Source organism: Ruegeria sp. AH7, from assembly GCF_056541325.1.
In genome coordinates this window covers 1-8,753 of the sequence record NZ_JBQFYF010000013.1, presented here as the reverse complement: position 1 = coordinate 8,753, position 8,753 = coordinate 1, and the positions used below count along the sequence as shown (strand labels likewise).

Genomic DNA, 8,753 nt, shown 5'->3' with positions numbered 1-8,753 from the left:
AACCTGCCGTAACTTCGTGACAATCTCTTCCGGCTTTGGTCGCTTGTTGGCCATGTGTCTCCTCCGTTTTCCTAAACATAGCGGAAGACCACTTCAGTGGGGGAGGATCACCTAACCTGACTGACTAATCTATGCTCTCGTAGCTAGCCCAGCCGGATACTGATCGAGTTCTCGCTGGGCTAGCGAATATTTTTTGGTTCGAGTTGGAGAACGAGCTAGCTTAATGTCGTGGTCCTTTCAGGGGAGCAGGTCACAAACTAGCTGATTATACATGCAGCTCGCTGTCCGCATACTGCAATCCAGTTTGCCTTGTAACCAGTGTCATCCAAAAACTCTGAAAACGCGAGCCTCTCATGTTTTTCAAAGTTTGGGTAACAGAAGTATTCATCAAAAACGATGACGCAACCAGGTCGGATCTGCTTCTTCAACGTATCAAAAATTGTCTTCGTCGAGCTGTAGATATCGCAATCAACATGCATAAAGCTCAACGCATCGATTTTCGCTGCATAGTCTGGAAGTGTTTCCGAGAACCACCCTTTATGAAGTTTTACATTGTGCTCAACCTCGGGGAACGAGCCCTTGCGATCAAAGTCAAATGGCTGCCATCCAACCCACTCTTCAGGTAGTCCTTCGAAGCTATCAAAACCGTCGAAAACTACGTCGGGACGTTCTTTTGCGAACAGATTAATTGTACGCCCTGAATACACACCAAATTCAGCATGGGCGCCCTGAAGATCTGCTTTTTCAAGCGTGTATTTCAAAAAATCATCTGTCTCAATGAATACCATCGCATCAGGCATTTCTTTTTGAACGATCGCTACAGTACGTTCTAAGGCCTTCTCGGATATGGCTTTAAATAGTGCCAGATTACTGTTTGGGGGTGTGTCAAGCCAACCACTTACTTTTGGGGGTGGAGGGGTAACAGGATAAGGTCGGGATGTGTTTTGAGTTATGCTTGACAGTTTTTGGATCGTTACATCCAGTTTCTATTCAATTTTTCTTAGCCTTCTGAACATGAACTCTTTGTTCCTTCCAAATTCCAAACTACCGCCCGTTAGATTGCATGACTCTAAAGCACTAATTCATGCAAAGAGCTATAGTGTTCCTGTTCATTGCTTAGACTAGTTTGATCCTAGGTTCTTTACGCCCAACCACTTTTGCAGTTGTACAAAAAGTACATCCAGCCGTTTCAAACCAGTCTGGTCGTGTTTCGGGTAGTTTCTGACGTGCAGTCGTCACAAAAAGGGTTTGCGCTTCCGCACCCCCAAAAGCCGGGCACGATGTATGTCCGGTTGGAAAGGTCACAGAAGACAGAAATTCACCATCCGGGCTGTAGCGTGCGACGCGCGCTGAGCCCCATTGGGCAACCCATACGCACCCTTCGATGTCAGTAACAGCCCCATCTGGCTTGTATTCCGGAGTGGTTTCGGTCGCATTAAGATCGACAAAAACAGTTTTCGCTCCAAGCGGCCACCCAGAGTTTGGATCGACGGCCATTTTCCAGATTCTCCGCTCTTTTGTATCAGCATAATAGGCCAGATTGCGGTCTGGATCGAAGCAAATTGCGTTGGGTGTGGTCATCCCCTGTTCCAACACGCGCAACTCGTTTTGGCCGTCGGCGCCCGGCATCCATCGATACAACGCGCCCTGATATAGCTCCCCGGTTTTGCTCATGGTTCCAACCCAAAACCCCCCCCAAGGGTCTGCGCGGCCATCATTCGATCGCGTCGCCATGTTGTCCGCTTCGATTGGACACAACATGATTTCTAAACCCGTCTCAAGGTTGAACCGGCTCAAGCCCGTTTCACTTGCGATCAGAAGACTATCCTGATCAATCCAACCCGCTGCGCTGACATTCCTATCAAATTGCCAAGATAAAACTGTTTCACCATCACGCGACAAAAGTTGGCAGTTTAAGATATCAAACCAATACAGCTGTTGGCGTTCAGGATGCCAGAACGGGCCTTCGCCCAATAAACAGACGCGATCGTCAAATATCTGAGCTGTCTTTTGCATGATATCATAGCCTCAGATCACAGGGTGTCAGGTAAAGTAACTCGAATACAAAGCCAGGCGTCACACACCCAAGTGTTGGAAGAGGTTCTTTAGAGTGTTGTCGTGCACATATTCTATCGCCTGAACAGTGCTGTTTGCGTTGTGACTGGAAACGGCGACATTTTCAAAGCCAAGGAGCGGATGATCAACTGGCAGGGGTTCTTTTTCAAAGACATCCAAAGCGGCAGCTGCAACCTTGCCGCTATTCAGAGCATCGATCAAAGCCTGTTCATCGACAAGACCTCCCCGAGCCACGTTGCATATGATCACCTGGTCGCGGGCTTTCTGCAGCGTTTCCGCATTAATCAGGTGATAGTTCTGAGGCGTTTGGTTGCAACAGAGACAGATCACATCAGCTTGATCCAAAAGGTCAGCGAACGAAATAATCTGAGTCCCATCTGGCGACTCTTTTATGTTTGGGTCATGCGCAACGACAGCCATCCCAAGGCCGCGAGCCCGTTGACCCACTCCTTGTCCAATCGCACCATAGCCTACAATTCCCATTGTCTTGCCAGTCATGCCCGGAAAGCGTCCCTTGGGCCATTCGCCCTTACGTATCATGCGATCAGTACGGGCTAGGCGACGTGTCGCTGCCAAAAGCAAGCCAATTGCATACTCGCTTACCGCATCCCGGAATGCACCTGGGGAGTTGCAGATAGGCACACCCAGACGCTCAGCAGCCATCAGATCGATACTGTCAACTCCAGTACCCCATTTCGAGATCACCTTGAGCCGTGGCAAGCAGGCCAAAAGAACTGCTTCAGTTATCTGGTCATCGCCAGCAAGCCATCCATCAATCTGCCCAGCAAAATCCAGGCACTGAGACTCTGACATAAACTGGTTTACTTTGGGCCAGATTGGGACCAGGCCGTTTTGCTTCAACACCGCATCAAATCGATCTTTTTCATTGATCATCATGATATTGGATACCAGTACCTGCATCGTCAGACCCCTAGACAGTTTTGTGCTTGCTCAGAACACCCAACAGCGCCTCAGCGATATCAAGGTCTTCCTGAGTTTTGATCACATGGCCTGATATTGCCCCGACTGGATAGAATTGAATCTTGCCGTTGTAGGTTCCAATTCGGCCAGCTTCGACCGCATCTACATATGGTTTTGCGCGCCAACCGGTGATCGACCATGTCACACGCTGGGTCGGCACGAGATCCTGCGAGTTGGTCTTTTCAGTAAATGTAAAGTTGATCGGTTGATCCTTGTAGGCGACCTCAATCTGGTCCTCGATACAAGACAACATCACATCTGCATCTGACGCTATAAACGCCTCGGCAAAATCCTTGACCTCGCCTGCTGTCAAAAGCGGTGCGATAGAATGTACCTGGATCAATAGATCACAGTCTACATTTCGCAGAAAATCGTAGACAAATTGTTCGGATGTAGCGACCGAGTTCCCTAACTCTGCCGGACGTTGGTAGAATTTGGCACCATACTCATCGGCGATCTGGGCAAACTCGACATTTTCTGAGTTGACATAAACCGCATCAAAGCAGCCTGCTGCCTTACATTTTTCTATTGCATGCGTGATCAAGGGTTGCCCAGCGAGTGGTGCAAGGTTCTTTTTCTTTAGGCGCTGACTGCCCATGCGGGCCGGGATCATGGCAACTGTTTTCATATTCGTGTCCTGTTCTAGTCCAATACAGGCAGGCTGCGGGCAAATAGAGATTGGTAGGTGTGAAAAAGCTCCGGCGCGCAGCAGAGGCTTCTTTGGTCCTGATCGAACGCTGCAGCTTCACTCTGTGTCTGGTAGCTACCGTATTGTAGCCCTGCTTCGTTTGCGATCAGCGCACCAGCCATGTCATCCCAAGCTTTAGCTTCGCGACTGGCTACAAGACATACTTTACCTGAAGCCGCATAACATAGGTGAAGCGCCTGACTGCCAAAATTTCGAAGCTTATGTTGAGAAAGTAACTCACCCAACACCTCGGGGCAGGTTTCGGAAAGATCTCTTATCAGGCCCGACGACACGATAGCCAGCTTCGCTTTGTGCGAATGCGGCATCAGCGATGTTCCATTCAGAAAGGCGCCATTGCCTTTCTGTGCGGAAAATGTATCGCCATGTGGGATATCATGTACTGCGGCCAGAATGGGAACACCGTCAATTAGCAGAATAACAGCAACGCTGAAAACCGGCAGATTGGCTACAAAATTGACTGTCCCGTCTAGGGGGTCTACCAGCCAAACTGGTCCAGAGTTGCTGTGTGGTTTATAGTCTTCTTCTCCCACCACGGTGGACCCTGGCAGCAAAGCTTGAAGTTCGCGCTCAAGCTTGGCTTGCATCTCGAAATCCAGGCTTGTCACAAGGTCCAACCCATCGTTCCCCTTTGCTCGAACATCCGCCTGTCGAGTAAATACATCGCTCACCCAAACAGGTAAGGCAGAACACAGGCTAGCGCGAAGTTCAGAAGGGAAGGACGCAGCTTCCATAATTAGAATTTACGATTTCTAATCAGGGATTTGTCCATATTTGACATGCGCAAATACTGAGTCAGAATGTGGATGAAGGCCATGTGGATATCTTCTACGATACCGTAGTTATTCGCATTCACATGAGCGTTGATGTCCGCCAGCGATCTTGATCGTCCACCAGAAAATCCTGTGAAGGAAATGGTTTTTAAACCAATCGATTTAGCCGCCTCTAGGGCCTGCACAATGTTCTCGCTGTCACCAGATGAGCTTACCGTCCAGAGTAGGTCGCCGGGGCGGGCCATAGACTGCAACTGATAGGCAAAGACCTGATCATATGAAATGTCATTCGCCAGGGCCGAGTTCATTTCGGTATGCGCCGATAAAGACATAAAACGCGGCATCAGATCAGTATCCGTGCGCACGCATTTTAGGAAATCGCACAACGAATGATTAGCGATACCTGCCGATCCGCCATTTCCGCAGATATAGATAAACTTACCTGCGTTTATCGTATCTGTCAGAGCCAGCGCAACTTCGTCTAGTGCGCTCAGGTTACTCGATTTGGTAGCTTCGGCGAACGTCGCAAAATATGCGCCGGCAAAACCCTCGCATGATTCAAAATCTGTACTGGGGAAATGGTCTTGCATAGATAGTTCATCCTTAGAAGAGGGTGTTCAAGCTTCCAGAACAAATCTCAGAACGCCGGACTTTAGGCTGCGCTGTAACAGAATCTGAAGGTCGCGCAGCCTATTTTTGTCTGCCTCACGGAAAAAACTGGACCAGAATGGCATATCCGCGTTCTCAGTTGTTGTGAAGTATCGATCCAAGATCACCGCATCCAATCGCCCTGGGGTTGAGACTTCGAGCACGTCAAAACCGAGACGCTCGCACAAAAGCTGAAATCCCTTGATCGAAAACACAGTCAGCCGGTCAAGAGGAATGAAGCTAGGTGAGTCCGCACCCAGTATTTCATACTCTAGCCCATCAGCACAGGAACTAGCGATGAAAATGATTGTGCCTGGGGCCACTGATTGCTTGATGGTTTTCATCAGGGCCTCTGGATCAGCCACACGATCAAGTTCAGCAGGAATGAGAACGGCCTTCGGTGCGATCCGAACCAGTTGTTGCCGAATGTGATCAAAATCGATTGTCTCAGGCGTCAGGGGTAGAAACTCCCACCGTCGGTTGTGGCTTAGTCGTTCTGTTGTCTCCGGCCAGTCCAATGCCTGTGACGCAAATCTGATATCAGTCACAACATCGAGCTTTTTCTTCAGACGCGCTTCCGTGAGGCTGACCCAATTCAACAAAGAAGTGAATTCAAATTCTCGGTCCGGGTTCAGCTTCTCATTGTTTTGCGTTTCAATCACTTCAAGCCTTAGAGTGTCCAACACATGCTGTTCCGGCACACGTTGAGCATAAATCGTATTGCATTCCGTACAGCGCAGAGACCCGAGAAGCGTCTGAGAAAAGTTGCGGCTTTTACAAGCTGCAGATCCGCAAGCTGGGCAACTTGTACGGTTAGTCCATATCGCTCTATCGTCCAGCATCAGATCAAGCAGTGCCTTGTTTCGAACAAGGCGGTATCTGGCAGGCTTTTCGCCGGCAATTGAATCGATATCGGGTAAGTGATCAAGAAATACTGGTGTTTGCATGGTCATGAGACCTGATCTGATTGAAAGGCGCGCCCCTTGAGTTCCTGCAACCAATCAGAATCAGCAGCATAGATTTCTTCAACCAATTCCATGACATCCAGCGCTTGCTGCGAAGTGCCGCACTGCAGTGGCTTGCCTTCGACGATTGTATCGTAGAACTCGGCAATCTCTTTGTCCCAGGACCGGTCTTCGGTAAAGCGCAATTCCTGGCTCTCGGGGTTCGGGATAGGGTTACCGCCTTTGTCCAGTCGGTTGAGTGCAACGGTCAAGACTTCGGTTCCATAACTGCCGGAGGCGGAAAGAATACCGTCAACCGAGATAAAACCGTTGCGCAGATAGAGCTCCAGGCGAAACGTATGCTGCCATTGTGTCGCCGAGGAATGGACAGATGCCACCACACCGCTTTGCGTTTTCATTAGTGCAAAAGCGTTGTCTTCAACTGGCGTATCAGTCCAAAAATTACGCTGGACAAAGCTGCGCACATCGCGAAACTTTCCAGCAAACATCAGGAACAGATCAAGCATATGAATGCCTTGATCGATCAAGATTCCTCCACCCGACAAGGCAGGATCATTCCGCCAGTTTTGCGCGTAGTCAGGACCTCCAGCTTTGCCGTAGACACCCCTCATAAAGTAGAGTTCACCCATGGTCCCTGCATCAATCAGCGTTTTGGCTTCTTCAATTGCATCATGCGTACGATGGTTGAAACCGAACTTTAGCACACGGTCCATCGAGGCTTTCTCAGCGGCAATCATACGCTGCACATCGCCTGAATTGCGCCCTGGTGGTTTCTCAGAGAACACGTGCTTGCCTCGGGATAGGGCCTCACAGACGACGTCTGGGATCATGAGATTGGGGACGCTACACACGATGACATCCGGGTTATGATCGTACACCGCCAATGGATCTGTGACCATCGGAATACTTGCAGCAGGATCTATTGCTGTATCACAGGCAACTACGACGTCGAAGCCGCCATGGCGGTTCATCGCCTCGTGGCGAATCCTGCCCATCTTCCCATATCCGATAATGGCCACGCGCAGAGTCATAGTCTGTTTTCTCTTTTCTGGTCAGCATGCTGTCTGCATGACCGTCAGACGGCGCAATAGCCTAGAGTCTCAAGTTCTCGGTAACATAGCTATCACCGTTTTGGGTGCAAGCCGATACTATTCCTCTAGGCCAGAATTCGCGTGCCATTGGATTCTGCATTTTAACAAAACGCTGCCAGCGCTAATGAGAGATAGAGTTTGGTACACATCTTAGGGACTAAAAAAATAGCGCGATGATACTACTAGAGAAACTGGCGCAAGCCAGGGACGAAGGTCGAGCGGCCGACCTGAATAGCGACGATTTACCGACCAAAATCACAAAGGCCTATGAAATAGGTTTGTCGCAAGTCCCCAACGTGGCCGCATGGAAGATCGGAGGAGCCAACCCTTGGTCGCGGAATGTATTCAAAAACACCGAGAGCTTTTTTGGGCCGCTAGGCCAGAACGAAGTCCATTTCGGCGATAATGCTATCCCATTGAATCGGCTGAACGCACCACTCGCCGAGCCCGAAATCATGCTTGAGCTGGCGGTTCCGGATCGATCCGATCAGCAGATCTCATTTTCTCGTATGGGCATTGGCTTTGAAATCCCGGCGAGTGTGCTTCCAGAGGCATTGAAACCAAGCCTTTTTGGCCAGATCGTGGATCGAGCAGGGGCAGGGGCGCTTTGGATAGCGGGCGTTGAAGAATTCAATAAGGCAGCTTTGGAACAGGAGTTTACCTCTGAGGCATCACTCAACAGTGATCAAATTGTTCAAGGGGGATCGCACAACCTAGTCGGTGGGCCATTGGGGGCGGCGGATGAGTTTTTACGTCTTGCACATCGCTACGGCGCGTCACTCAAATCCGGCCAATGGATTGCCACCGGGGGGCTGAGCCCGGCGGTTCCAGTCGGACCCGATGATGTTGTGCGGGTTAAGGCGCGATCGTGGGATGTGAGCGTCCGCTTCGAATAGATGTCTGTTTCTTAGTCTCACCTGATGCATTTTCACACCTACTCGTGTGCATAGAGACTAATAAGTGCAATCCAGTTTCGTGCAGGGTTTATTCAACCAAAAAAACACCTCGTTCCCTTACGGGGAACGAGGTGTTCTGTACTAATTGAGCTTTTGCCTAGAGCATGAAGACGTCATCTTCCAGAAATGATTGCAAAGCGATCTCCGTGTCTAGCTCCCGCACCACATCTGAATTCTCCCCGACGACCGAGTCTGATGCGTTTCGGTTGCCCAACAGTTTATCCTGATGATCTTCGAAACTGCTCCCCACGACCAGAGCAATATCTGCCGAAAACGCAAAGTCATCTTCACTCAATGCGAGTGCAAACGCCTGGGCGAACTCAGGTGCTAGATTCTGATTTGCTGACAGCGATAAAGGAATATTGTTTATAACGGGGCCAATATAGGTATCTTCATCAATATCAGCGCCATAGAAGGTCTCGACGGTTTTGACATCGTTGATTGATGCACCGCTAACATGTGCGCCTTGGCCATCGAGAACCCATTCGAAGTACAGGCCATTGTCATGTTTCAAAAGCACACGATAGCCGCTGCCGTCTGCTTCCGCGTGGATTGCA

Annotated in this window: 10 protein-coding genes; 1 reads left to right on the top strand and 9 read right to left on the bottom strand. The window is 49.8% G+C overall.

Annotated features, from left to right (window positions below; genetic code table 11):
- Positions 1 to 257 precede the first annotated feature (257 nt).
- The 8 genes from ACR0JX_RS19630 to ACR0JX_RS19595 all read right to left on the bottom strand — a co-directional run bounded on the left by ACR0JX_RS19630 (position 258) and on the right by ACR0JX_RS19595 (position 7,180).
- Complete coding sequence (locus ACR0JX_RS19630) at positions 258 to 800, bottom strand: TylF/MycF/NovP-related O-methyltransferase (RefSeq protein WP_480545506.1); 543 nt, start codon at positions 798 to 800, stop codon at positions 258 to 260.
- Between the two features lie 316 nt (positions 801 to 1,116).
- Complete coding sequence (locus tag ACR0JX_RS19625) at positions 1,117 to 2,016, bottom strand: SMP-30/gluconolactonase/LRE family protein (RefSeq protein WP_480545504.1); 900 nt, start codon at positions 2,014 to 2,016, stop codon at positions 1,117 to 1,119.
- A 60-nt stretch (positions 2,017 to 2,076) separates the two neighbouring features.
- Entirely contained in the window at positions 2,077 to 2,997 is a 921-nt protein-coding gene (locus tag ACR0JX_RS19620) for a phosphoglycerate dehydrogenase (RefSeq protein WP_480545502.1), read from the bottom strand.
- Between the two features lie 10 nt (positions 2,998 to 3,007).
- Positions 3,008 to 3,685 (bottom strand): acylneuraminate cytidylyltransferase family protein, encoded by a 678-nt coding sequence (locus ACR0JX_RS19615; protein WP_480545500.1) that lies wholly within the window; start codon positions 3,683 to 3,685, stop codon positions 3,008 to 3,010.
- A gap of 14 nt (positions 3,686 to 3,699) precedes the next feature.
- On the bottom strand, positions 3,700 to 4,497 hold the full coding sequence (locus ACR0JX_RS19610) for an inositol monophosphatase family protein (protein ID WP_480545498.1): 798 nt from the start codon (positions 4,495 to 4,497) through the stop codon (positions 3,700 to 3,702).
- 2 nt (positions 4,498 to 4,499) lie between these two features.
- On the bottom strand, positions 4,500 to 5,126 hold the full coding sequence (locus ACR0JX_RS19605) for an SIS domain-containing protein (protein ID WP_480545496.1): 627 nt from the start codon (positions 5,124 to 5,126) through the stop codon (positions 4,500 to 4,502).
- Between the two features lie 27 nt (positions 5,127 to 5,153).
- Positions 5,154 to 6,137: a class I SAM-dependent methyltransferase gene (locus ACR0JX_RS19600; RefSeq protein ID WP_480545494.1), complete on the bottom strand. Its 984-nt coding sequence runs from the start codon at positions 6,135 to 6,137 to the stop codon at positions 5,154 to 5,156.
- A complete protein-coding gene (locus ACR0JX_RS19595) occupies positions 6,134 to 7,180 on the bottom strand; it encodes a Gfo/Idh/MocA family protein (protein ID WP_480545492.1) in 1,047 nt (348 codons plus the stop codon). The genes ACR0JX_RS19600 and ACR0JX_RS19595 overlap by 4 nt, the downstream gene beginning before the upstream one ends.
- 233 nt (positions 7,181 to 7,413) lie before the next feature.
- Between ACR0JX_RS19595 and ACR0JX_RS19590 the strand changes: the two genes are divergently transcribed.
- On the top strand, positions 7,414 to 8,136 hold the full coding sequence (locus tag ACR0JX_RS19590; RefSeq protein ID WP_480545490.1) for a hypothetical protein: 723 nt from the start codon (positions 7,414 to 7,416) through the stop codon (positions 8,134 to 8,136).
- Positions 8,137 to 8,293: 157 nt separating this feature from the next.
- Here the strand turns inward: ACR0JX_RS19590 and ACR0JX_RS19585 are convergent.
- The coding region (locus tag ACR0JX_RS19585) for a hypothetical protein (protein ID WP_480545488.1) at positions 8,294 to 8,753 on the bottom strand (460 nt) is incomplete at its 5' end.